This is a genomic window from Streptomyces sp. NPDC027672 (assembly GCF_055566335.1).
On the sequence record NZ_JBVHSO010000001.1, the window covers coordinates 581,398 to 603,101 of the forward strand.

At 73.5% G+C, this 21,704-nt stretch carries 21 protein-coding genes; 14 read left to right on the forward strand and 7 right to left on the reverse strand.

What is annotated here, in order from left to right; all coding sequences use genetic code 11:
• Positions 1-106 precede the first annotated feature (106 nt).
• Positions 107-1,555 carry an NAD(P)H-quinone dehydrogenase gene (locus ACZ4SV_RS02585; protein ID WP_365879188.1) on the reverse strand — a complete coding sequence of 483 codons (1,449 nt, stop codon included), beginning with the start codon at positions 1,553-1,555 and terminating at the stop codon, positions 107-109.
• Between the two features lie 96 nt (positions 1,556-1,651).
• Here ACZ4SV_RS02585 and ACZ4SV_RS02590 point away from each other — a divergent pair, with 96 nt between their 5' ends.
• From ACZ4SV_RS02590 to ACZ4SV_RS02600, 3 genes are all read left to right on the forward strand, one after another.
• Positions 1,652-2,089, forward strand: coding sequence for a gamma-glutamylcyclotransferase family protein (locus ACZ4SV_RS02590; protein ID WP_365879186.1), 438 nt, complete (start codon positions 1,652-1,654; stop codon positions 2,087-2,089).
• Positions 2,090-2,222: 133 nt separating this feature from the next.
• Complete coding sequence (locus tag ACZ4SV_RS02595; protein ID WP_365879184.1) at positions 2,223-3,047, forward strand: purine-nucleoside phosphorylase; 825 nt, start codon at positions 2,223-2,225, stop codon at positions 3,045-3,047.
• Positions 3,048-3,399: 352 nt separating this feature from the next.
• Positions 3,400-5,031 (forward strand): phospho-sugar mutase, encoded by a 1,632-nt coding sequence (locus ACZ4SV_RS02600; protein WP_397941567.1) that lies wholly within the window; start codon positions 3,400-3,402, stop codon positions 5,029-5,031.
• 262 nt (positions 5,032-5,293) lie between these two features.
• On the opposite strand, the gene ACZ4SV_RS02605 is transcribed toward ACZ4SV_RS02600, so the two are convergent.
• Positions 5,294-5,995, reverse strand: a complete 702-nt coding sequence (locus ACZ4SV_RS02605) for a PH domain-containing protein (protein WP_397941566.1) — start codon at positions 5,993-5,995, stop codon at positions 5,294-5,296.
• Positions 5,996-6,222: 227 nt separating this feature from the next.
• Between ACZ4SV_RS02605 and deoC the strand changes: the two genes are divergently transcribed.
• The 3 genes from deoC to ACZ4SV_RS02620 are packed head-to-tail and all read left to right on the forward strand — an operon-like array spanning position 6,223 to position 9,493.
• The gene (gene deoC, locus ACZ4SV_RS02610; RefSeq protein WP_365879194.1) at positions 6,223-7,182 is read left to right on the forward strand and encodes a deoxyribose-phosphate aldolase; all 960 of its coding nucleotides are present in this window, start codon (positions 6,223-6,225) and stop codon (positions 7,180-7,182) included.
• A 3-nt stretch (positions 7,183-7,185) separates the two neighbouring features.
• Positions 7,186-8,616, forward strand: a complete 1,431-nt coding sequence (locus ACZ4SV_RS02615) for an aldehyde dehydrogenase family protein (protein WP_468000831.1) — start codon at positions 7,186-7,188, stop codon at positions 8,614-8,616.
• Complete coding sequence (locus tag ACZ4SV_RS02620) at positions 8,609-9,493, forward strand: aldehyde dehydrogenase family protein (protein WP_397946636.1); 885 nt, start codon at positions 8,609-8,611, stop codon at positions 9,491-9,493. Before ACZ4SV_RS02615 ends, ACZ4SV_RS02620 begins: the two co-directional genes overlap by 8 nt.
• A 136-nt stretch (positions 9,494-9,629) precedes the next feature.
• On the opposite strand, the gene ACZ4SV_RS02625 is transcribed toward ACZ4SV_RS02620, so the two are convergent.
• A complete protein-coding gene (locus tag ACZ4SV_RS02625) occupies positions 9,630-10,034 on the reverse strand; it encodes a hypothetical protein (protein WP_468000834.1) in 405 nt (134 codons plus the stop codon).
• A 160-nt stretch (positions 10,035-10,194) separates the two neighbouring features.
• Here ACZ4SV_RS02625 and ACZ4SV_RS02630 point away from each other — a divergent pair, with 160 nt between their 5' ends.
• Positions 10,195-10,797, forward strand: a complete 603-nt coding sequence (locus ACZ4SV_RS02630) for a uridine kinase family protein (RefSeq protein WP_468001302.1) — start codon at positions 10,195-10,197, stop codon at positions 10,795-10,797.
• A gap of 192 nt (positions 10,798-10,989) precedes the next feature.
• Here the strand turns inward: ACZ4SV_RS02630 and ACZ4SV_RS02635 are convergent, their stop codons facing one another.
• Positions 10,990-11,730 (reverse strand): SigE family RNA polymerase sigma factor, encoded by a 741-nt coding sequence (locus tag ACZ4SV_RS02635; RefSeq protein ID WP_365879170.1) that lies wholly within the window; start codon positions 11,728-11,730, stop codon positions 10,990-10,992.
• Between the two features lie 241 nt (positions 11,731-11,971).
• Between ACZ4SV_RS02635 and afsQ1 the strand changes: the two genes are divergently transcribed.
• From afsQ1 to ACZ4SV_RS02660, 5 genes are all read left to right on the forward strand, one after another.
• Positions 11,972-12,649, forward strand: a complete 678-nt coding sequence (gene afsQ1 / locus ACZ4SV_RS02640) for a two-component system response regulator AfsQ1 (protein ID WP_026248263.1) — start codon at positions 11,972-11,974, stop codon at positions 12,647-12,649.
• Entirely contained in the window at positions 12,646-14,244 is a 1,599-nt protein-coding gene (locus ACZ4SV_RS02645; RefSeq protein ID WP_468000837.1) for an ATP-binding protein, read from the forward strand. The genes afsQ1 and ACZ4SV_RS02645 overlap by 4 nt, the downstream gene beginning before the upstream one ends.
• Complete coding sequence (locus tag ACZ4SV_RS02650) at positions 14,241-14,843, forward strand: hypothetical protein (protein ID WP_397941558.1); 603 nt, start codon at positions 14,241-14,243, stop codon at positions 14,841-14,843. The genes ACZ4SV_RS02645 and ACZ4SV_RS02650 overlap by 4 nt, the downstream gene beginning before the upstream one ends.
• A 278-nt stretch (positions 14,844-15,121) precedes the next feature.
• Positions 15,122-15,718 (forward strand): VanZ family protein, encoded by a 597-nt coding sequence (locus tag ACZ4SV_RS02655; protein WP_468000839.1) that lies wholly within the window; start codon positions 15,122-15,124, stop codon positions 15,716-15,718.
• Positions 15,719-15,788: 70 nt separating this feature from the next.
• Positions 15,789-15,989, forward strand: a complete 201-nt coding sequence (locus ACZ4SV_RS02660) for a PspC domain-containing protein (protein WP_365884114.1) — start codon at positions 15,789-15,791, stop codon at positions 15,987-15,989.
• Between the two features lie 75 nt (positions 15,990-16,064).
• Here ACZ4SV_RS02660 and ACZ4SV_RS02665 read toward each other — a convergent pair whose 3' ends face one another.
• Both ACZ4SV_RS02665 and ACZ4SV_RS02670 read right to left on the reverse strand, forming a co-directional pair.
• Positions 16,065-16,448, reverse strand: a complete 384-nt coding sequence (locus ACZ4SV_RS02665; protein ID WP_468000842.1) for an ATP-binding protein — start codon at positions 16,446-16,448, stop codon at positions 16,065-16,067.
• 151 nt (positions 16,449-16,599) lie between these two features.
• Complete coding sequence (locus ACZ4SV_RS02670) at positions 16,600-17,787, reverse strand: adenosine deaminase (RefSeq protein ID WP_468000844.1); 1,188 nt, start codon at positions 17,785-17,787, stop codon at positions 16,600-16,602.
• Positions 17,788-17,917: 130 nt separating this feature from the next.
• Between ACZ4SV_RS02670 and ACZ4SV_RS02675 the strand changes: the two genes are divergently transcribed.
• Positions 17,918-18,679 carry a dienelactone hydrolase family protein gene (locus ACZ4SV_RS02675; RefSeq protein ID WP_397941551.1) on the forward strand — a complete coding sequence of 254 codons (762 nt, stop codon included), beginning with the start codon at positions 17,918-17,920 and terminating at the stop codon, positions 18,677-18,679.
• A 625-nt stretch (positions 18,680-19,304) separates the two neighbouring features.
• On the opposite strand, the gene ACZ4SV_RS02680 is transcribed toward ACZ4SV_RS02675, so the two are convergent.
• Complete coding sequence (locus ACZ4SV_RS02680; protein WP_397941549.1) at positions 19,305-20,258, reverse strand: LysR family transcriptional regulator; 954 nt, start codon at positions 20,256-20,258, stop codon at positions 19,305-19,307.
• A gap of 63 nt (positions 20,259-20,321) precedes the next feature.
• On the opposite strand from ACZ4SV_RS02680, the gene ACZ4SV_RS02685 reads away from it, so the two are divergent.
• Positions 20,322-21,608, forward strand: a complete 1,287-nt coding sequence (locus ACZ4SV_RS02685) for an MFS transporter (RefSeq protein WP_468000847.1) — start codon at positions 20,322-20,324, stop codon at positions 21,606-21,608.
• Positions 21,609-21,704: the final 96 nt, after the last annotated feature.

The following is a 21,704-nucleotide window of genomic DNA, read 5'->3' on the forward strand; positions in this document are numbered from 1 at the left end:
TTGTTCGCACGGCGGGGCGGGAGGTGATATAGGACCCGTCCGCCCCGCCCATGCCGGCCGCATACGCCACGATCCGCCGTGACCAGCGGGAAGCCGGCCGGGGCCGTCAGGCCTCCGCGCTCGCCTTGCGCGTGTGCAACTGCCGGGCGACCTCCGCGATCGACCCCGAAAGGGAGGGGTACACGGTGAAGGCGTTCGCGATCTGTTCGACCGTCAGATTGTTGTCGACGGCGATCGAGATGGGGTGGATCAGTTCCGAGGCGCGCGGCGCCACCACGACACCGCCGACGATGATGCCCGTGCCCGGCCGGGAGAAGATCTTGACGAAGCCGTCCCGGATGCCCTGCATCTTCGCGCGCGGGTTGCGCAGCAGCGGCAGCTTGACGACCCGGGCGTCGATCTTGCCCGCCTCCACGTCCGCCTGCGTGTAGCCGACCGTGGCGATCTCGGGGTCCGTGAAGACGTTCGAGGAGACGGCCTTCAGGTTCAGCGGGGCCACCGCGTCGCCCAGGAAGTGGTACATGGCGATACGTCCCTGCATGGCGGCGACGGACGCGAGCGCGAAGACGCCGGTCACGTCGCCGGCCGCGTAGACGCCGGGCGCGGTGGTGCGGGACACCTTGTCGGCCCAGATGTGGCCCGACTCGCGCAGCTTGACGCCGGCCTCCTCCAGGCCGAGGCCCGCGCTGTTCGGGATGGCGCCGACGGCCATCAGGCAGTGGGTGCCGGTGATGACCCGGCCGTCGGCCAGCGTCACCTCGACCCGGTCGCCGACGCGCTTGGCGGACTGCGCGCGGGAGCGGGCCATCACGTTCATGCCGCGGCGCCGGAACACGTCCTCCAGGACGGCGGCGGCGTCCGGGTCCTCGCCGGGCAGCACCCGGTCGCGGGAGGAGACCAGGGTGACCTTGGAGCCCAGCGCCTGGTAGGCGCCGGCGAACTCGGCACCGGTGACGCCGGAGCCGACCACGATCAGCTCCTCCGGCAGCTCGGTGAGGTCGTAGACCTGGGTCCAGTTCAGGATGCGCTCGCCGTCGGGCCGGGCGTCGGGCAGCTCCCGCGGATGCCCGCCGGTGGCGATGAGGACGGCGTCGGCCGTCAGGGTCTCCTCGGAGCCGTCGGCGGCGGTGACGACGACCTTGCGGGACCCGTCCAGGGACTGCATGCCGTCCAGCCGGCCGCGGCCGCGCATGACCCGGGCGCCGGCCCGCGTCACGGACGCGGTGATGTCGTGGGACTGGGCGAGCGCGAGGCGCTTCACCCGGCGGTTGACCTTGCCCAGGTCCACGCCCACCACCCGGGCCGACCGCTCCAGCGGCGGGGTGTCGTCGGCGACGATGATCCCCAGCTCCTCGTACGAGGAGTCGAAGGTGGTCATCACCTCGGCCGTAGCGATAAGGGTCTTCGACGGCACGCAGTCGGTCAGCACCGACGCTCCGCCCAGACCGTCGCAGTCGACGACGGTCACCTCCGCGCCGAGCTGAGCGGCCACGAGGGCCGCTTCATATCCGCCGGGTCCGCCACCGATGATCACGATCCGAGTCACGTACTCCATTGTCCCGCACGCTTCAACGTGCCACTGCCCGGGGGCGCCGCCGGGACACTACCGTGACGCCCGGGGCCCGCGGGGCGGCTGCCGTACCCTCTGACCATGTCGCTCTATGCCGCGTACGCCGGCAACCTCGACGCGCGTCTGATGTCCCGCCGCGCCCCGCACTCCCCGCTGCGCGCCACCGGCTGGCTGAACGGCTGGCGGCTGACCTTCGGGGGCGAGCAGCTCGGCTGGGACGGCGCGCTGGCGACGATCGTCGAGGACCCGCTGGCCCAGGTCTTCGTGGGCCTGTACGAGATCGCCCCGATGGACGAGGACTCGCTCGACCGCTGGGAGGGCGGGGCGCTCGACCTCTACCGGCGGGTGCGCGTGCGCGCGCACACCCTGGACGGCGAGGAACCGGCCTGGGCCTATGTCCTCAACGGCTACGAGGGCGGGCTGCCGTCGGCACGCTATCTGGGCGAGATCGCCGACGCGGCGGAGTCGGCGGGCGCCCCGCACGACTATGTGATGGAGCTGCGCAAGCGCCCCTGCTGAGGCGCCGCACCGCCCCGTTCGCGCACCTCCTCCCCTTCCGTCCACCGTTTGTGGAAAACGACAAGGCAACGAAAACAATCCCGTGGGCTCTGTCATCTACGCGCGTAGGCGAAGAGCGGTTACCCTCGTCGGCGTGAACGCATCTCTTCTTCCGGACGACATCCAGGGCGACCCGTACGCCGCCGCCGACGCCGCCGCCACGCGCCTGCGCGCGCTCACCGGCGCCGAGACCCACGACGTCGCCCTCGTGATGGGCTCCGGCTGGGCTCCGGCCGTCGACGCCCTGGGCGCTCCCGACGCCGAGTTCCAGGTCACCGAGCTGCCCGGCTTCCCGCCGCCGGCCGTCGAGGGGCACGGCGGCAAGGTCCGCTCGTACTCCTTCGGTGACAAGCGCGCCCTGGTCTTCCTGGGCCGCACCCACTACTACGAGGGCCGTGGCGTCGCCGCCGTCGCCCACGGCGTGCGCACCGCCGTCGCCGCCGGCTGCAAGACGGTCGTGCTCACCAACGGCTGCGGCGGCCTGCGCGAGGGCATGCGCCCCGGCCAGCCGGTGCTGATCAGCGACCACATCAACCTCACGGCGACCTCCCCGATCGTCGGCGCCAACTTCGTCGACCTGACGGACCTGTACTCCCCGCGCCTGCGCGCCCTGTGCAAGGAGATCGACCCCTCGCTGGAGGAGGGCGTCTACGCCCAGTTCCCCGGCCCGCACTACGAGACCCCGGCCGAGATCCGCATGGCCCGGGTCATCGGCGCGGACCTGGTCGGCATGTCCACCGTCCTGGAGGCGATCGCCGCCCGCGAGGCGGGCGCCGAGGTGCTGGGCATCTCCCTGGTCACCAACCTGGCCGCGGGCATGACCGGCGAGCCCCTCAACCACGAGGAGGTCCTCCAGGCGGGCCGCGACTCGGCGGCGCGCATGGGCCAGCTGCTGACCCGGGTGCTGGGCCGCATCTGACCCGCCGGACGGGCGAGCGGACGGGCGTGAGCAGGGCGGCACGGGCCGGGCGGGACGCGGCGGCCGGTGACGGCGGCACGACGGCCGGTCGTGGCGGTACGGCGGCGAGGCCGGCGTACGGCAGCCGGTACGGCGACCGGTGACGGAGACCGGCGTACGGCCGGCGGCACGACGGCCGGTCATGGCGGCACGGCCCCTTCTGGACGCGCCCGCGGGCCCGCCCGCTCACCCGTCCGCCCGGCCCCCCGCTTTCCGCGTTCCGCATTCCGCGTTCCGGCCGGCCGCGCAGGACGGGGTCCGGGGGCACAGTCCCCCACCGGACCAGGTAGACACAGGAGAGGTTGATCCCAAGGTGCACGACGATCTGATCGCCCGGGCCAAGGCCTGGCTCGCCGAGGACCCGGACCAGGAGACCCGCGACGAACTCGCCGGGCTGATCGACGCCGGTGCCGTCGAGGAGCTGGCGGCCCGCTTCGCCGGCACCCTCCAGTTCGGCACCGCCGGCCTGCGCGGCGAACTCGGCGCCGGCCCGATGCGCATGAACCGCGGCGTCGTCATCCGTGCCGCCGCGGGCCTCGCCGCGTACCTGAGGAAGCAGGGCCGGGGCGACGGCCTGGTCGTCATCGGCTACGACGCCCGCCACAAGTCCGCCGACTTCGCCCGGGACACCGCCGCCGTGATGACCGGCGCCGGTCTGCGTGCCGCCGTGCTCCCCCGCCCGCTGCCCACGCCCGTGCTCGCCTTCGCGATCCGGCACCTGGGCGCGGTCGCCGGCGTGGAGGTCACCGCCAGCCACAACCCGCCCCGCGACAACGGCTACAAGGTCTACCTCGGCGACGGCTCGCAGATCGTCCCGCCCGCCGACGCGGAGATCGCCGCCGAGATCGCCGCCATCGCCTCCCTGCACGACGTCCCCCGTCCGGACGCCGGCTGGGAGATCCTGGACGACAAGGTCCTGGACGCCTATCTGGCCCGTACGGACGCCGTCCTGGCCGCCGGTTCCCCGCGCACCGCCCGCACGGTCTACACGGCCATGCACGGCGTCGGCAAGGACGTGCTGCTGGCCGCCTTCGCCCGGGCCGGCTTCCCGGAGCCGGTGCTGGTCGCCGAGCAGGCCGAGCCGGACCCGGACTTCCCGACGGTCGCCTTCCCGAACCCGGAGGAGCCGGGCGCGATGGACCTGGCGTTCGCGCGGGCCCGCGCCACGGACCCGGACCTGGTCATCGCCAACGACCCGGACGCGGACCGCTGCGCCGTGGCCGTCCGGGACGGCGGCGACTGGCGGATGCTGCGCGGCGACGAGGTCGGCGCCCTGCTCGCCGCCCATCTGGTCCGGAGCGGCGCCCGGGGCACCTTCGCGGAGTCGATCGTCTCCTCCTCGCTGCTCGGCCGGATCGCGCGGAAGGCGGGGCTGCCCTACGAGGAGACCCTGACCGGCTTCAAGTGGATCGCCCGCGTCGACGGCCTGCGCTACGGCTACGAGGAGGCCCTCGGCTACTGCGTGGACCCCGAGGGCGTGCGCGACAAGGACGGCATCACCGCGGCGCTGCTGATCACCGAGCTGGCGTCGGTGCTGAAGGAAGAGGGCCGTACGCTCCTCGACCTGCTCGACGACCTCGCCGTGGAGCACGGCCTGCACGCCACCGACCAGCTCTCCGTCCGGGTCGAGGACCTGTCGCTGATCGCGGACGCGATGCGCCGGCTGCGCGAGCAGCCGCCGGCGGAGCTGGCCGGTCTGCCCGTCGTCCGGGCCGAGGACCTGTCCCGGGGCACGGACGCGCTGCCGCCCACGGACGGCCTGCGCTACACCCTGGACGGCGCCCGGGTCGTCGTCCGCCCGAGCGGCACCGAGCCGAAGCTGAAGTGCTATCTGGAGGTCGTCGTACCGGTCTCCGGGCCCGCCGGCCTGCCGGCCGCGCGCACCCGCGCGACCGAGCTGCTGACGGCCGTCAAGCGGGACCTGTCGGCGGCCGCGGGCATCTGAGCCCGCCCACCGGACACCCGGCGCGCACGCCCGCCCGCCGGGCACCGGACATCGGCACCGGGGGCGCACGCCGGCCCTCCCGGGCACCGGAACACCGCGGCGCGCACGCCGGTCCTGCTGGATACGAGCGACGCCGGGGCGCGCACGCCGGTCCGTCCGCATACGAGCGACCCGCATACGAGCGACGCCGGGCACCCTCGCGGGAGCCCGGCGTCGTCCGCAGGGGCGGGGCCGGCCGGCGAAGACGCGCCCCCGCCCGCTCTCACCCCGTGGCGAGCAGGATCGCCAGCAGGACCGCGCCGGCGACCGCCGGTGCGGCCACCTCGTAGGCCCAGCGCACGGTGACCTCGCCCTGCGCCTGCTCGGCCGCTTCGTGGTGTTCGAGGAGTTCGCGCAGGTCGTCCATGACCTTGTCGGTCTCGGCGCGGGCCGGCCCGGTGTCCGGACCGCGCAGGCTGAACCCGCCGAGGCCGAAGCCGCCCGGCCCGAGCCCGCCGCCCCCGCCGCCCGGCGTCCCGCCCCGGGCCGCGTCCGCCGCCGCCCGCTGCTGCCGGCGGGCCGCCTTCTTGCGGGCGCGCAGGGAGACAGGTACGGCCCAGAGCTGGTACTTGCCGCCGGACTTCGTGAGGACCTCGTTGGTGTAGCCGGAGCGCAGGCCGGCGATCTCGCCCCAGGGCACGGTGATCACCCGGAACGGGTTGCGGACCCGCAGCCGCTCCTCGTTGGCGAAGACCGCCGGGCGCAGGGTGAACGCGACGACCAGCGGCACGATCAGGATCAGGCCGGCCAGCGCCAGCCACGGGGTGCGGCCGTGGCCCTTGAACAGCGCGTCGAAGCCCAGCCAGAGGACGACCAGGAGCAGCAGCACGCCGCCCGCCAGCCCCAGGGGCGAGCGGTAGATCCGGTCCTTGGGGGCGGGCACCGGGGGCTGTGACACGGGTGACGGGTGGTCCGGGGTGGTCATGGGCCGATTCTGCCCCACGCCCGCGTCACCCGTCCGGCCCGGCCGGAGACGGACCCGTCACACCTCCCCGCGGCCTCCTCGCGCGCGGGCCGCTGACGCCCGCCGTCGTACGCGCCGCGCCGCGCGCGCCCCTCCCGCCGCACGCCCCGTGCCGCCCGCGCGCCCCACCGCGATCCGTCCTCGGGCTATACATCCGCTACGCGCGTAGATATGCTCGTCTGGTGACCATGCCCACTACCGCACCCACAGCTCACGCTCTCTCGGACGTCGCCGCGTCCGACAGCACGCTGCGCCGCTTCCTGCACGGGCTGCCCGGCGTCGACGCGGTCGGCCTGGAGGCGCGGGCCGCGTCTCTCGGCACCCGTTCCATCAAGACCACCGCGAAGGCGTACGCCATCGACCTCGCCATCTCGATGGTCGACCTGACGACGCTGGAAGGCGCGGACACCCCGGGCAAGGTCCGGGCGCTCGGCGCCAAGGCGGTCCATCCCGACCCCACGGACCGCACGGCGCCCACGACGGCCGCGGTCTGCGTCTACCCCGACATGGTGACCGCCGCCAAGGAGGCCGTCGCCGGCTCCGGCGTGAAGGTCGCCTCGGTGGCCACCGCGTTCCCGGCCGGCCGGGCCGCGCTCGACGTGAAGCTGGCCGACGTCCGCGACGCCGTCGCCGCCGGTGCCGACGAGATCGACATGGTCATCGACCGGGGCGCGTTCCTCGCCGGCAAGTACCTGAAGGTGTACGACGAGATCGTGGCCGTGCGGGAGGCCTGCGGGACGAGCGCCCGGCTGAAGGTCATCTTCGAGACCGGTGAGCTGTCGACGTACGACAACATCCGCCGCGCCTCCTGGCTCGGCATGCTGGCCGGCGCCGACTTCATCAAGACCTCCACCGGCAAGGTCGCCGTGAACGCGACCCCCGCGAACACGCTGCTGATGCTGGAGGCCGTCCGGGACTTCCGCGCGCAGACCGGCGTGCAGATCGGCGTGAAGCCGGCCGGCGGCATCCGCACCTCCAAGGACGCTGTCAAGTTCCTGGTGCTCGTCAACGAGACGGCCGGCGAGGACTGGCTGGACAACCACTGGTTCCGCTTCGGCGCCTCCTCGCTCCTCAACGACCTGCTGATGCAGCGTCAGAAGCTGGCCACGGGCCGCTACTCCGGGCCCGACTACGTAACGGTGGACTGACACATGGCATTCGAGTACGCTCCCGCGCCCGAGTCGCGCGCGGTCGTCGACATCGCTCCGTCCTACGGCCTCTTCATCGACGGCGAGTTCGTCGACAGCGCGGGCGGGGATCTCGTCAAGACGGTCTCGCCGTCCACCGAGGAAGTGCTCTCCGAGTACACCCAGGCCACCGCGGAGGACGTCGACCGGGCGGTCAGGGCGGCCCGCAAGGCGTTCGAGAAGTGGTCGGCGCTGCCCGGCGCCGAGCGCGCCAAGTACCTGTTCCGCATCGCCCGGATCATCCAGGAGCGCAGCCGCGAGCTGGCGGTCCTGGAGACGCTGGACAACGGCAAGCCGATCAAGGAGACCCGCGACGCGGACCTCCCGCTGGTCGCCGCGCACTTCTTCTACTACGCGGGCTGGGCCGACAAGCTGGACCACGCCGGTTTCGGCGCCAGCCCGCGTCCGCTGGGCGTCGCCGGCCAGGTGATCCCCTGGAACTTCCCGCTGCTGATGCTGGCGTGGAAGATCGCCCCGGCGCTGGCGACCGGCAACACGGTCGTGCTGAAGCCGGCCGAGACGACCCCGCTGTCCGCCCTGTTCTTCGCGGACATCTGCCGTCAGGCGGGCCTGCCCCGGGGCGTCGTCAACATCGTCACCGGCGACGGCCGCACCGGCGCCGCGCTGGTCGCGCACCCGGACGTGGACAAGGTGGCCTTCACCGGCTCCACGGCGGTGGGCAAGCAGATCGCCCGGACGGTCGCCGGCACCCGCAAGAAGCTCACGCTGGAACTGGGCGGCAAGGGCGCCAACATCGTCTTCGACGACGCGCCGGTCGACCAGGCCGTCGAGGGCATCGTGAACGGCATCTTCTTCAACCAGGGCCAGGTCTGCTGCGCGGGCTCGCGGCTGCTGGTGCAGGAGTCGGTCCAGGACGAGGTGCTGGACGCCCTCAAGCGCCGCCTGTCCACGCTGCGCCTCGGCGACCCGCTGGACAAGAACACCGACATCGGCGCGATCAACTCCGCCGAGCAGCTCGCCCGGATCACCGCGCTGGCCGAGCGGGGCGAGGCGGAGGGCGCCGAGCGCTGGTCCCCGTCCTGCGCACTGCCCTCGGCCGGCTACTGGTTCGCCCCGACGCTGTTCACGAACGTCACCCAGGCGCACACGGTCGCCCGCGAGGAGATCTTCGGCCCGGTGCTGTCGGTGCTCACCTTCCGCACGCCGGACGAGGCGGTCGCCAAGGCGAACAACACCCCGTACGGCCTGTCGGCGGGCATCTGGACCGAGAAGGGCTCGCGCATCCTGGCGGTCGCCGGCAAGCTGCGGGCCGGTGTCGTCTGGTCCAACACGTTCAACAAGTTCGACCCGACCTCGCCGTTCGGCGGTTACAAGGAGTCGGGCTTCGGCCGCGAGGGCGGCCGCCACGGCCTGGAGGCGTACCTCGATGTCTGATCGGCTCACTGTCTTCAAGACCTACAAGCTGTACGTCGGCGGGAAGTTCCCGCGTTCCGAGAGCGGCCGGGTGTACGAGGTGACCGACTCGAAGGGCAAGTGGCTGGCGAACGCGCCGCTCTCCTCCCGCAAGGACGCCCGTGACGCGGTCGTGGCCGCGCGCAAGGCGTTCGGCGGCTGGTCCGGCGCGACCGCGTACAACCGCGGCCAGGTCCTCTACCGCGTCGCGGAGATGCTGGAGGGCCGCAAGGAGCAGTTCGTCCGGGAGGTCGCGGACGCGGAGGGCCTGTCGAAGTCGAAGGCGGCGGCCGTCGTGGACGCCACGATCGACCGCTGGGTCTGGTACGCGGGCTGGACCGACAAGATCGCCCAGGTGCTGGGCGGCGCCAACCCGGTCGCGGGCCCGTACTTCAACCTCTCCTCCCCGGAGCCGACCGGCGTGGTCGCCGTGCTGGCCCCGCAGGACTCGTCCTTCCTCGGTCTGGTCTCGGTCCTGGCCCCGGTGATCGCCACCGGCAACACGGCGGTCGTGATCGCCTCGGAGAAGGCTCCGCTGCCCGCGCTGTCCCTGGCCGAGGTGCTGGCCACCTCCGACGTGCCGGGCGGCGTGGTCAACGTGCTGTCCGGCCGTACGGCGGAGATCGCGGCGCCGCTCGCCGCGCACCAGGACGTCAACGCCATCGACCTCGCGGGCGCGGACGAGGAGCTGGCGAAGGAGCTGGAGATCGCGGCGGCCGACAATCTCAAGCGGGTGCTCCGTCCCCAGCCTGTGGATTACGCCGAGACGCCGGGCATCGAGCGGATGACGGCGTTCCTGGAGACGAAGACGGTCTGGCACCCGACCGGGTCGCTGGGCGCCTCCGGCTCCTCCTACTGACGCCGCCACCGGCCCGGCGCCCCGTCGGCCCGGGACGGGGACTACTGAGCCGGTCTGGGACTACCGAGTCGGTCTGTGACTAGTGGGCCGGCCCGGGACCAGCGGGTCGGCCCGGGACTAGTGGGCCGGTTCGGGACTACTGGCGGCCCAGCGTCCCCAGCAGCGGGCCCACCCCCGGCACGCTGCCCAGCGACGGGGCCTGGGCCAGCGGGGCCGTCAGCATCCGGGAGCCGACCGGCTTGAAGTCGGCGAGCTGGGTGCCCACCCCGTTGTCCAGCGGGTCGACGCCGGTGCCCGCCAGCGGGTTGGGCTTGAGCCCGGCGACCGGGCCGGTGACATAGCCGACGATGCCCGTCGTGGCGCGCAGGCCGGCCTGGGGGTCGATGGTGCCGAAGTCGAGGGGCCGGTAGTTGACGCCCAGGCCGGGAACCGAGTCGGCGGACGCCGTGGCCGCGCCCGCGCCCAGGGCCGCTCCCGCGGCGGCGAGGACGAGCAGGGCGCGCCGTGCGGCGGGGCGGTGCGGAGAAGTGTGTCGGGCCATCGCTGATGCCACCTTCTGGTGCGCAGGGTGATGCTGTCGACACGAAGGGTAGTTGAGGCGGGACGCGCGCTCAAAAGCGGACCCGCGGGGTCGGCAGGGCGCCCGCCATGCGTCAAACTGGTGTTCCGTGAGCATTCATCCTCCGTCTCCCGCCCGTGTCGTGCTGCTGTGCGGCCCCTCGGGCTCGGGCAAGTCCCTCGTCGCCGCCCGCTCCGGGCTTCCCGTGCTGCGCCTGGACGACTTCTACAAGGAGGGCGACGACCCGACTCTGCCGCTGGTGGAGGGGAGCGCGGACATCGACTGGGACCACCCGCGGTCCTGGGACGCGGACGTCGCGGTCGAGGCCATCGTCCGGCTGTGCGCCACGGGTTCGACGCCGGTGCCGGTGTACGACCTTGCGCGCAGCGCCCGTACCGGCGAGCGGACGCTGCGCATCGGCCGTACCCCGGTGTTCATCGCCGAGGGCATCTTCGCCGCGGAGATCGTCGGGCGCTGCCGGGAGCTGGGCGTGCTGGCGGACGCGCTGTGCCTGACCCGCGGCCCGGTCACCACCTTCCGGCGGCGCTTCCTGCGGGATCTGAAGGAGGGCCGCAAGTCGGTGCCGTTCCTGCTGCGGCGCGGCTGGCGGCTGATGCGCGCGGAACGGTCGATCGTCGCCCACCAGGTGTCCCTGGGCGCGCGTGCGTGCGGCCGGGACGAGGCCCTGGGCCGGCTGGCGACCGCGGCGGCCGACCGGCGGGCCCGGCAGGAGACGGCGGCCTGACCGCCGTACGGCTACCGGTTACGGCGGCCTGACCGTCGTACGGCTACCGGTTACGGCGGCGTGATCGCCGTACCGGAGCGCGGAATGCGGAACGGGACCGGCCGGCCCCCCGGCCCGCCGATCCCGTTCCTCTGTGCTCCCCCGTTGTTCCCCCGTGTCCCCCCTCGGGCCATCCCCCGATGGCCCCCTGCCTCAGGCGACCAGTTCGCCGAAGGCGCTCTCCTCGTCACGGCCGAAGCTGAGGACCTCGTCCTCGCGCAGCCGGCGCAGCGAGCGCCAGATGCTGGACTTCACCGTGCCGACACTGATGCCGAGGATGTCGGCGATCTCCGGGTCCGTGCGGCCCTCGTAGTAGCGCAGGACCAGCATGGTGCGCTGGAGTTCGGGCAGCCGGGCCAGCGCCTGCCACAGGACCGCGCGCAGCTCGGTGCCGCGCATCGCGTCCGTCTCGCCGGGCGTCTCGGGCAGTTCCTCGGTCGGGTACTCGTTGAGCTTGCGCCGCCGCCAGGCGCTGATGTGCAGGTTCGTCATGGTGCGGCGCAGGTATCCGCCGACCGCGGCCTTGTCGCTGATCCGGTCCCAGGCCCGGTACGTCGAGAACAGCGCGCTCTGCAGCAGGTCCTCGGCCTCGAAGCGGTCGCCGGTCAGGTGGTAGGCGGTGGCGTACAGGGAGGCGCGGCGTTCCTGGACGTAGGCGGTGAACTCCGCCTCCGTCAGCGAACGGCGCCGCTCCCCCGAGTCCTCCCTGTACGCGGTTCCCCCGTGTGTCTCCCCCGTGTGCGCGTCAACCACCGACATGTACGCCGGGTGCTGACGCCCGGTGCCGCGAGCGCACCCCCATCCGCTCGCGCCACCGGACTTCTCGGACCCCCGGTGCACGTCGTGCAGACGCGTGACCACTGCGCTGGTGCTGATGCCGTGCAGCGTTTTCATCTCGCGCTCCCCGTCGTGGACTTCCGGTGATTCGGTGGTGCCGGGCCGGTTGTGGATCATCCCCCCGCCCTGTGACCAAAAGCCTGCCGGGGGCACTTCATCGCCGTGTCCGCCGACTGTCACAGACCTGTCACAGGGGTCCCGCCCCGGGCCGTCACCCGCCGCGCACGGCCGGTGGCGGTGGGGAAGGCAGGGCACCGGCAGGTCGTACGACACCCGCTCCATGGGCCAGAATGAGCGCGTGCCTTCCCTGTTGCTGATCGAGGACGACGACGCCATCCGCACGGCCCTGGAGCTGTCCCTGACGCGCCAGGGTCACCGGGTGGCCACCGCTGCCAGCGGCGAGGACGGTCTGAAGCTGCTGCGCGAGCAGCGGCCGGACCTGATCGTGCTGGACGTGATGCTGCCCGGCATCGACGGGTTCGAGGTCTGCCGGCGCATCCGGCGCACCGACCAGTTGCCGATCATCCTGCTGACCGCGCGCAGTGACGACATCGACGTGGTGGTCGGGCTGGAGTCGGGGGCCGACGACTATGTCGTCAAGCCGGTGCAGGGACGGGTGCTGGACGCCCGGATCCGGGCCGTGCTGCGCCGCGGCGAGCGCGAGTCCAGCGACTCGGCGACCTTCGGCAACGTCGTCATCGACCGCTCCGCGATGACCGTCACGAAGAACGGCGAGGACCTCCAGCTGACCCCGACCGAACTGCGGCTGCTGCTGGAGCTGAGCCGGCGGCCCGGTCAGGCGCTGTCCCGGCAGCAGTTGCTGCGGCTGGTGTGGGAGCACGACTACCTGGGCGACTCGCGCCTGGTCGACGCGTGTGTGCAGCGGCTGCGCGCCAAGGTCGAGGACGTGCCGTCCTCCCCGACGCTGATCCGTACCGTCCGTGGTGTCGGCTACCGCCTGGACGCTCCTCAGTGACCGAGACGCGAGGAGGGCTGCGCGGCTGGGCCGCGGGGCGCGGGGGAAGCCTGTCGCGGCTCAGGTTCACGAGCCTCAGGCTGCGGCTGGTCGTCGTCTTCGGGCTGGTGGCGCTCACCGCCGCCGTGTCCGCGTCCGGCATCGCCTACTGGCTCAACCGGGAGGCGGTGCTCACCCGCGCCCAGGACGCGGTGCTGCGCGACTTCCGGCAGGAGATGCAGAACCGCGCCGGCGCGCTGCCCGAGCACCCGACCCAGGACCAGCTCCAGCGCGCGGCGGGCCAGATGGCCGCCAGCAGCCAGCGCTTCAGCGTGCTGCTGGTCGCCGAGGACGCCGGGGGCAAGACGGTGTACGGCACCTCGGGCGGCATCAACGGCTTCGCGCTGGAGGACGTGCCCGGCTCGCTGCGCACGGCCGTGGCCAGGCGGCAGCGGGCGACCGGCGCCGACGAGGAGCCGTACCACCTGTACTGGCAGCGGGTCACGGACCACGGCACGCCGTATCTGGTGGCCGGCACCCGCGTCATCGGCGGCGGCCCGACCGGTTACATGGCCAAGTCCCTGGAACCGGAGGCGAAGGACCTCAACTCGCTGGCCTGGTCGCTGGGCATCGCCACCGGGCTCGCGCTGATCGGCGCCGCGCTGCTCGCGCAGGCCGCCGCCACGACCGTGCTGAAGCCGGTGCACCGGCTCGGAGTGGCCGCGCGGCGGCTCGGCGAGGGCAGGCTGGACACCCGGCTGCGGGTCTCCGGCACCGATGAACTCGCCGATCTGTCCCGGACGTTCAACAACGCCGCCGAGGCGCTGGAGAAGCGGGTCGCGGACATGGCCGCCCGGGACGAGGCGTCCCGCCGGTTCGTCGCCGACATGTCGCACGAGCTGCGGACACCGCTCACCGCCATCACCGCCGTCACGGAGGTGCTGGAGGAGGAACTGGAGTCGGAGGCCGGCGGCATCGACCCGATGGTCGAGCCCGCGGTCCGGCTGGTGGTCAGCGAGACCCGGCGGCTGAACGACCTGGTCGAGAACCTGATGGAGGTCACCCGCTTCGACGCGGGCACCGCCCGGCTGGTGCTGGACGACGTCGACGTGGCCGACCAGATCACCGCCTGCATCGACGCCCGGGCCTGGCTGGACGCGGTCGAGCTGGACGCCGAGCGCGGCATCCACGCCCGGCTGGACCCGCGCCGCCTGGACGTCATACTCGCCAATCTGGTCGGCAACGCGCTCAAGCACGGCGGGTCGCCGGTGCGGGTGTCGGTGCGCGAGACGGACGACTCGGTCGAGATCCGGGTCCGCGACCACGGGCCCGGCATCCCCGAGGACGTCCTGCCGCACGTCTTCGACCGCTTCTACAAGGCGAGCGCGTCCCGGCCCCGCTCCGAGGGCAGCGGGCTCGGCCTCTCCATCGCCCTGGAGAACGCCCACATCCACGGCGGCGACATCAGCGCGGCCAACTCCGAGGAGGGCGGCGCGGTCTTCACGCTCCGCCTGCCCCGGGACTCCTCGCCGCTGACCGAGCGGGACGGCGACGGGGACGGCGGGGACGGCACCGGCGGACCGGACACCGGCACGGCGGGGAAGGCGGGGTCATGACCGTACGACGCCTGGTGGCGCTGCCCCTGCTCGGCGCGCTGCTCACCGGCTGCGGCATCCGGGCCACGGAGGTGCCGACCGACTTCGGGGCGGCGCCGTCCCGGGTGCCGTGCACGCTGACCGGGCCGGACCTGTCCACGCAGTCCTCGCGCGGGGTGCCGGCGCAGGTCTTCCTGCTGTGCGGGGCGTCCCTGGTGGCCGTGGACCGCACCGTGCCGGTCCCGGAGGGCACGCCGGACGCCCGGCGCCGGGTGATCGTGGCGCAGGGGCTGCTGGACCAGCTCGCCGCGTCCCCGTCGGCCGCGGAGCGCTCCGCGGGCTATACGACGTACGTGCCGGGCGGTCTCGGTGTGCGCGGGCCCGGCCCGAAGGACCCCGAGGACACGCTCCGGCTGACCACGGCCCCGTCGCGGCTCACCTCCTACGCCCTGGCCCAGCTCGTGTGCACCCTGTCCGACTCGGCGGCCACGGAGGGCGACGGCTCGGTCATCCTGGGCGGCCCGGACGGCAGCCCGCTGCGCCGCTACGAGTGCACGGACCGGGTCCGCGAACGCCCGGGCGGCACCCGGCCGCCGTCGGGCGAGGTGACCGACTCGTAGCGACTCCGGGCCGCCGACTGTCCGGGGTCGGGGGGTCGGCTGTCCGGGTTCGGGGGGCGGGCTCCGGGTGTGTGCGGGGGCGGACCGGCGCGGGCGGTGGGGGCTGGAGCGGGCCGTGGCCCGGCGCGGGCGGGGAGGCCCGGAGCCTGCGGAGGCCGGTGGTCCGGGTGGGCCGGGGGTGTGCGGCGGGCCGCGCGCTCTTGCGTGCGCCCCCGCCATGTCCAGCCGAATCGTTTCCACCCGGAACCAATCGGCTTCGCCCCGGCGTCTAGGGGGGAGTGCAGCGTCAAGGCTCCATCGGCGGCAGCGCCGTGATCCGCGTCCGTGTGACAGGGGGTGTCCTCCTCGTCGCGCACCTCGCCCTCGTCGCCTGGCTGATGCTGCGTCCCCTGGACGTCCCCTGGGTGATGCCCCCGAACCTGCGCCCGCTGGCCGGTGTCCGGGCCGATCTGGCGCTGGGCTGGCCGGGCGCCGCCAGACCGCTCGGCGAGGGGCTCGCGCTGCTCGCGCCGCTGGGCGTGCTGCTGCCGGCGGCGCACGGGAGGCTCACCGTCTCCCCGCTCGTCTCACTGCTGCGGACGGCCGCCGCCGGCGCGCTGATCTCCCTCGGCATCGCCCTGTTGCAGACCGGTGTGCCGGGCCGGGTCGTGGACGTCGACTCCCTCCTGCTGAACACGGCGGGTGTCGTCCTCGCCCACCTGGCCGTCGTCCCGGCGGGCCGCGCCCTGCTGCGGCGGGCGGCGAGGGAATCCGGCGAGACCGGGCCGGCCTTCGCCGTCCCGGAGGAGCCGCCTCAGGGCCGTACCCCGACGATTTCCAGGGTCGGTATCGCCCCTTGGAGTGATGCTTCGTCCCCTTCGTCTGCCTATCGTTGAGGGCAGTTGAGGGTCCCGCCGGGACCCGCCAGCGGCTCGTCAGCGAGCCGACGACCACGGAGGAGCCGACATGACCGCCCTTTCCCGCCCCACCCACGGCCGCGTGATCGGCGGAGTCTGCGCCGGACTGGCCCGCCGGTTCGGCACCTCGGCCACGACGATGCGGGTGATCTTCCTGGTGTCCTGTCTGCTGCCGGGCCCGCAGTTCCTGCTGTACATAGCGCTGTGGCTGCTGCTGCCGTCCGAGGACAAGGTGCGTACGGCCTGGTGAGCGCGGGGACGCGCCCCGGGGGCGCGTCCGGACGTACCGCACCGGAGCGCCCCGCGTGTCGTACGGAGGGCGGGCTCAGCCGAGCGGGAGCCCGTTGACCGGCACGCCGTGCGTGGGCAGCCCCTTCAGCGGCAGTCCGCCGAGCAGACCGGCGACCGGCTTGGTCGGCCCCTCGGCGACGACGCTCTCGGCGACGGGCTGCGCGGCGGCCGCTCCCTTCTTCAGGGCCGGCAGCGCGGCGGCGGCACCGCGCTTGGCCACGGGCTTGAGCGTCTTCACCGCTCCGCTCTCGGGCAGCGCGTCGATGAGCTGCTCGGGCGGCAGCGTCTTCGTGACGGTGTCCAGCGTGTGGCCGGCGTCCCGGGTGGCCGGGGCCGCGTGGGCCGCGCCCGCGCCGACGGCGGCGATGGCGGCACCGAGGGCGGCGACACCGAGGGTCCTGGCAGCAGACTGCTTCATGGTGATTGCGTCCTTGCGTGCGGAGAAACGAGATCACAAACGATCCGAGCGGTCCACGACCGTAAACACCCCACGCCGCCCACCGCAAATACCAAAATGCGGGCGCCGGGTGAGGGAGCGCCCGCATTCCGTGCCGCACAGGATGCGGCGACTATGCCTCCGGACCGCCGGAACCGCTGGTAGAGGCGGTCTGCCGGAACAGCCATTCGGATTTCAGCTCGGCGAATCCGGGCTTGATGACGTCATTGATCATCGCGAGTCTTTCATCGAAAGGAATGAACGCTGATTTCATCGCATTGACGGAGAACCACTGGACGTCGTCCAGCGTGTAACCGAAAGCGGACACGAGATGCTCGAATTCCCGGCTCATACTGGTGTGCGACATCAGCCGGTTGTCGGTGTTCACGGTGGCCCGGAAGTGCAGCCGGCGCAGCAGCCCGATCGGGTGCTCGGCGTAGGAGGTCGCGGCTCCGGTCTGGAGGTTGGAGCTGGGGCACAGTTCCAGCGGGATGCGCTTGTCCCGCACATAGGAGGCGAGCCGGCCGAGGGTGACGGAGCCATCCTCGTGGACCTCGATGTCGTCGATGATCCGCACACCGTGCCCGAGCCGGTCGGCACCGCACCACTGGAGGGCCTGCCAGATGGAGGGCAGCCCGAACGCCTCGCCGGCGTGGATGGTGAAATGGTTGTTTTCCCGCTTCAAATACTCAAAGGCGTCGAGGTGCCGGGTGGGCGGGTAGCCGGCCTCGGCACCGGCGATGTCGAAGCCAACCACGCCCGAGGCCCGGTGGCGGTTGGCCAGTTCGGCGATCTCCAGGGAGCGGGCCGCGTGCCGCATGGCGGTGAGCAGGACGCCGACCCGGATGCGCCGGCCGTTCTCCCGGGCCAGCCGCTCGCCCTGCCGGAAGCCCTCGTTGACGGCCTCCACCACCTCCTCCAGGGTCAGCCCGGCGCCGAGGTGCTGCTCGGGCGCGTACCGGACCTCGGCGTAGACGACGCCGTCCTCCGCGAGGTCCTCGGCGCACTCCCGGGCGACCCGGACCAGGGCCTGCCGGGTCTGCATCACGCCGACCGTGTGCCGGAAGGTCTCCAGATAGCGTTCCAGGGAGCCGGAGTCGGCGGCCTCCCGGAACCAGAGGCCCAGTTTCTCCGGGTCGGTCTCGGGCAGCCCGGCGTAACCGCTCTCCCGGGCGAGGTCGACGACGGTTTCCGGGCGGAGTCCGCCGTCGAGATGATCGTGCAGCAGTACCTTGGGCGCCCGGCGGATCTGGTCCGGCGTGGGAACGTGGGCCGGAGCGGTCGCCGGGACGGCCCCCGTCGGTGCAGTCTGGCTCGTCATTTCGGCACTCTAACTCCTACGCGCGTAGAACACCCGGATCCGGCAGCGGTTTCCGGTGCTTTTCCGTCGATACGCAACGGTGACCCGACGTACGGGTTTCGTACACCGCGCCTTCTGACACTGTTCTGTCATGGGACAGCAAGCGACACCGCCGCGAACGGCCAGGCTGGGAAAGGCAGTCGGCCCGCGGCCGGCAGCGGTGTGCGGAGCGGTGCTGCTGCTCCCCGGGGGCGAGGAGGTCTCGGTCCGCCGGCCGTCCCCCGTCCGCCCGATGACCCTCGTCCGCGCCCTGGGCCGCCGCCTCGCCCGCGCGGGCCACGCCGAGGGACTGGCCGTGCACCCCGTGCACTACCGCTACCGCGGCTGGAACGGCGGCGAGGCGCATCTGGCGGCGGACGCCGAGTGGGCCGCCGACGAGGTCGTCCGCCGGTACGGGGACGTTCCGGTGTGCCTGGCCGGCGTGGACATGGGCGGCAGGGCGGCGTTGCGGGCGGGCGGCCACGAGGCGGTCAACTCCGTGGTCGCGCTGGCTCCCTGGCTCCCTGAGGAGGACATGGCCGCGCCCGCCGAGCCGGTACGGCACCTGGCCGGGCGCCGGGTGCTGATCGCGCACGGCACGAACGACGAACGGACCGACCCCGAACTGTCGTTCCGCTTCGCGGCGCGGGCGAAGAAGGCCAACCGGGAGGTGTGCCGGTTCGAAGTGCACTCCGACGGCCACGGCTTGCACGGCCACCGCAGCGAAGTGCTGTCCCTCGCGATCGACTTCGCGATGGGCGCGCTGTTCGGCCACGCCGTCTCCCGCCCCGTGGAGGACGCCCTCGCCGCACCACCCCCGATCGGCCTGCGCATGCCGCTGGCCGCGGGGTTCGGACGGTCGCTGCGGCGGTAGCGCGCGGGCGGGTCGCGTGTGGGGCGCGTGGCCCCGTGGACGGGTCGCGCGCGGGGCGCGTGGCCCCGCGGGCGGGTCACGTGCGGGACGCGCGGCCCCGTAGACGGATCGCGTGCGGGACGCGCGGCCCCGTAGACGGGTCACGTGCGGGACGCGCGGCCCCGTAGACGGATCGCGTGCGGGACGCGCGGCCCCGTAGACGGGTCACGTGCCGGACGCGCGGCCCCGTAGACGGGTCACGTGCCGGACGCGCGGCCCCGTAGACGGGTCACGTGCCGGACGCGCGGCCCCGCGGGCGGGTCACGTGCCGGACGCGCGGCCCCGTGGACGGGTCACGTGCGGGATGCGCGGCCGCGTGGGCGTGCGGCCGTGGTTCCGTGCGGTCGTCGAGCGCGCGGGGAGTGCCGCCTCATATGTGGTCGTGTGCGTCGCGCGGTCGTCGGGCGCGTGCGGTCGCCGTCTCCGTGCGCTCACCGGTCACGTGCGGTGGCTTCCGGGGCGCCGGCCGGGTCGGGGGCGGGCGCCTCCCGGCCCGGCACGGGCACGCCACGGCCGGACGCGGGCCTGCCGCGTGCTCGCCCGCAGCCCCGCCCAGCCTGCTGGCAGGCCCGCCGGCAGGTTGTCGTCAGGCCGGCAGCAGGTTGCCTCTTCTGGAGAGCAGGAACTTCTTGAACGCGGCCACCGGTGGGGTGTCCGGGCGGCCGGCCGGCCAGGCGACGCCGATCTCCCGGGCCGCCCTCGGGGCCGTGACCGTCAGTTCCACCACGCCCGGCCGCGGGACCGTCGGCGGTGGCAGGAGGGCCACGCCCAGGCCCGCCGCCACCAGACCGCGCAGGGTCTCGGCCTCCTCGCCCTCGAAGGCCACCCGGGGCTTGAAGCCGGCCTGACGGCACAGGTCGTCCGTGATCCGGCGCAGACCGTAGCCGGGTTCCAGCGTCACGAAGGTCTCCTCGGCCGCCTCGGCGAGCCGGATCCGGCGGCGGGCCGCCAGCCGGTGGTCGGCGGGAACGACCAGGCGCAGCTTCTGCTCGTCCAGCCGGCGCGCGACCAGGTCGGGCGCGTCGGGCACGGGCGAGGTGAGGCAGAGGTCCAGTTCGCCGGCGCGCAAGCCCTCCAGCATGGCCTCGCCGTGGTTCTGCACCAGGCTGAAGCGGACCCGCGGGTGATCGGCGCGGAAGGCGTGCAGCAGCCCGGGTACGGTCTCGGCGCCCATGGTGTGCAGGAAGCCGAAGGCGACCTTGCCGGTGGCCGGGTCGGCGTCCGCGCGGACCTCCTCGGCGGCCCGCCCGACCTCGGCGAGGGCCCGCTCGACGGAGGCGAGGAAGGTGCGGCCCGCGGTGGTCAGGGACACCGTGCGGCCGTGCCGGGCGAACAGGTCGACGCCCAGGTCCTGCTCCAGGCGGGCCATCGCGCGGGACAGGGTGGACTGCGGGACGTTCATCTCCCGCGCGGCCCGGGTGACGTGCTCCGTGCGGGCCACCCCGGCGAAGTAGGCCAGACGCGGCGCCAGCGACAGCGTCATGTCTTCTGTGTCACCGGACGGTGACAGCCGCGCGCCTGACCTCTGCTGATGCACCATGGGAACGATTATGGCGATGGTGTGCATTGGACGGATGAGCGGGGCCGTCTCTACGGTCGAGGCATGTCTCCCGCCAGTACCGGGGCGTCCATCAGCGTGGGCGCCGTCTCCTCCGTCCCTGCCTCCGACTCCGACTCCCGGATGACCCCGGGCGGCCCCGGCTACCGCCGGATGAGCTTCGCCCTCTTCCTCGCCGGGGTCGCGACCTTCGCCCTGCTGTACTCCACCCAGGCCCTGCTGCCGCTGATCTCCGGCGAGTTCGGGGTCGCGGCGGGCCGGGCGAGCTGGACCGTGGCGGCCGCGACCGGCGGGCTGGCCCTGTTCGTGCTGCCGATGAGCGCGCTGTCGGAGCGCTTCGGCCGCCGTACGGTGATGACCGCCTCGCTGGCCGTCGCCGTCACGGTCGGCATGCTGGTGCCGTTCGCCCCGTCGATCGGCGCGCTGGTGGTGCTGCGCGGTGTGCAGGGCGCGGCGCTGGCCGGTCTGCCGGCCTCGGCGACGGCGTACCTGGCGGAGGAGGTACGGCCGAAGGCGCTGGTCACGGCCATCGGACTGTTCGTGGCGGGCAACAGCGTCGGCGGGATGAGCGGCCGGGTGATCACCGGCTGGGTCGCGCAGGAGTGGGGCTGGCGGGTCTCGGTGGGCGTCATCGGGGCGCTCGCGGTGGTGTGCGCGGTGGCGTTCCGGCTGCTGCTGCCCGCGCCGCGGCACTTCACGCCCGGCTCGCTGCGGCCCCGCGTACTGCTCGGCACGGTCCGCGGGCACCTCTCCGACCCGCTGCTGCGCCGCCTGTACGCGATCGGCGCGCTGTTCATGACCGTGTTCGGCGGTGTCTACACGGTGATCGGCTACCGGCTGACGGCGGCGCCGTTCGGGCTGCCGCAGGGCATCGTGGGCTCCATCTTCCTGGTCTATCTGGTGGGCACGGTCTCCGCCTCCACCGCGGGCCGGCTGGTGGGCCGGTTCGGCCGCCGGGGCGCGCTGTACCTGGCGGGCGGTACGACGGCGGCGGGCCTGGTGCTGTCCCTGGCCGCCACGCTGCCGCTGGTCCTGCTGGGCCTGGTGCTGATCACGGCGGGTTTCTTCGCCGGGCACGCGGTCGCCTCCTCGGCGGTCGGCAAGACGGCCGCGCACGGCCGGGCCCAGGCGTCGGCGCTGTACCAGTCCGCGTACTACATCGGCTCCAGCGCGGGCAGCACGGTGGGCGCGCTGGCCTTCCACGCCGGCGGCTGGGCGGGCACGGTCGGTGTCGGACTGCTGGCGGTCCTCGGCGTCGTCGCCATCACGGTGCTCGGTTCCCGGGCGGCCCGGGCGGCGGCCCGCGGGCCGCAGGTGGCCGAGGCGCGGTGACCGCGTCCTCCGCGCCCGTCCCCCGGTGACCGGGGCCTCGTACTGACCCTCTCCTCGCACCCCATCCCACCTGTGCGTTCGACGACTTCGGGCGCC

Coding starts and splice junctions, on each gene's coding strand:
- ACZ4SV_RS02585 (WP_365879188.1), bottom strand. CDS start 1,555: ATGGAGTACGTGACTCGGATCGTGATCATCGGTGGCGGACCCGGCGGA.
- ACZ4SV_RS02590 (WP_365879186.1), top strand. CDS start 1,652: ATGTCGCTCTATGCCGCGTACGCCGGCAACCTCGACGCGCGTCTGATG.
- ACZ4SV_RS02605 (WP_397941566.1), bottom strand. CDS start 5,995: ATGACCACCCCGGACCACCCGTCACCCGTGTCACAGCCCCCGGTGCCC.
- deoC (WP_365879194.1), top strand. CDS start 6,223: ATGCCCACTACCGCACCCACAGCTCACGCTCTCTCGGACGTCGCCGCG.
- ACZ4SV_RS02615 (WP_468000831.1), top strand. CDS start 7,186: ATGGCATTCGAGTACGCTCCCGCGCCCGAGTCGCGCGCGGTCGTCGAC.
- ACZ4SV_RS02620 (WP_397946636.1), top strand. CDS start 8,609: ATGTCTGATCGGCTCACTGTCTTCAAGACCTACAAGCTGTACGTCGGC.
- ACZ4SV_RS02625 (WP_468000834.1), bottom strand. CDS start 10,034: ATGGCCCGACACACTTCTCCGCACCGCCCCGCCGCACGGCGCGCCCTG.
- ACZ4SV_RS02635 (WP_365879170.1), bottom strand. CDS start 11,730: ATGAAAACGCTGCACGGCATCAGCACCAGCGCAGTGGTCACGCGTCTG.
- ACZ4SV_RS02650 (WP_397941558.1), top strand. CDS start 14,241: ATGACCGTACGACGCCTGGTGGCGCTGCCCCTGCTCGGCGCGCTGCTC.
- ACZ4SV_RS02660 (WP_365884114.1), top strand. CDS start 15,789: ATGACCGCCCTTTCCCGCCCCACCCACGGCCGCGTGATCGGCGGAGTC.
- ACZ4SV_RS02665 (WP_468000842.1), bottom strand. CDS start 16,448: ATGAAGCAGTCTGCTGCCAGGACCCTCGGTGTCGCCGCCCTCGGTGCC.
- ACZ4SV_RS02670 (WP_468000844.1), bottom strand. CDS start 17,787: ATGACGAGCCAGACTGCACCGACGGGGGCCGTCCCGGCGACCGCTCCG.
- ACZ4SV_RS02675 (WP_397941551.1), top strand. CDS start 17,918: ATGGGACAGCAAGCGACACCGCCGCGAACGGCCAGGCTGGGAAAGGCA.
- ACZ4SV_RS02680 (WP_397941549.1), bottom strand. CDS start 20,258: ATGGTGCATCAGCAGAGGTCAGGCGCGCGGCTGTCACCGTCCGGTGAC.
- ACZ4SV_RS02685 (WP_468000847.1), top strand. CDS start 20,322: ATGTCTCCCGCCAGTACCGGGGCGTCCATCAGCGTGGGCGCCGTCTCC.